We start from the raw sequence: 1,065 nt of genomic DNA on the forward strand, positions 1-1,065 counted from the left end.
TCACCATTTGGACCATAGAAATGTGTATCTAAGTCTCTTGGGTTTTGTCCCCAGGTTAGCTGGATTTTGGTTGTAGCATCATCAAGGGTTAAGCACTCATCCATGGTTTCATCACGTGAATCGGTATGTACAGTTTCTGTACGACTTTGATACTGGCTTTCTGCAGAGATTAATACGGTACTATCCTGTCTAACCGGTATTCTAAAGTTACCTTGAGCATCACTATAGGCTGATGAGCGACCGTTATAGTCAACACCTTCAGAACGAATCCTTGCATTTGAAATTGATTGATTTTCTTTGTCAACGACACAACCATCAACGTATACAGTTTCATAAATTCTATCTGCATTCCATGTTGTGAAGTGAGCGACTTCCCCAACATAGAATCCATTTTCTAAAGTAGCAGTCCCTTCTTCTACCCAAATACCTTGTACTTCATCATAATAGAAGAGTGGAATCGTCGCTGGTGGATTCGAACCTGACGCAGGGATTCTAACTTGTGCGGTTTTACCATCAGCTAATTGTAGATCATTGCCTTCACTATCAGTAAAGGTTGCAGTGATCGCACCAAAAGACTCAATAGGAACCGTTTCTCCAGAAGGAGTCTCCGTAACCATTTCGCCAGGCATCAAATCAATATCCAACGATGGGTCGATTACGAATAGCTCGGAACTAATTTGTCCCGTCACTGCTTCTCCTTGCGCGTTCACAAAGCTCTGAGCTTCTACCGAAACAAGAGTCTCATTGTCGACTTGTAGATCTGAAGCGATTTGACTATCAAAGTTAACATTTGCGTGAATTGTCGGTAGGTATAAGTTTATTTCTGTACCAATATCTGAAAATTGCTTGGATTCTGAAGCTTCAGAAAAACCTACAGCATCAGCCGATACAATAATTGCTTTACTGGTATCCAAATCAGTATCCAGTACTTTAATGTTGTATTTACCCGATACGTCAGTATTCCCTTCTGCTAAAACAGAGCCGTTATTCGAGATTTTGACGGCGCTATTTTCGATCGCTGTATTCTCATAGTAACTAGAGACCTCAACTTGCACAGCGTAATAG

General features: G+C 41.1%; 1 protein-coding gene. It reads right to left on the minus strand.

Going from position 1 to position 1,065, the window contains the following annotated elements; genetic code table 11:
- On the minus strand, positions 1-1,065 hold a 1,065-nt coding region (locus KIV40_RS29555; RefSeq protein ID WP_285352814.1), incomplete at both ends, for a hypothetical protein.

This window comes from Vibrio sp. D173a (genome assembly GCF_030248475.1).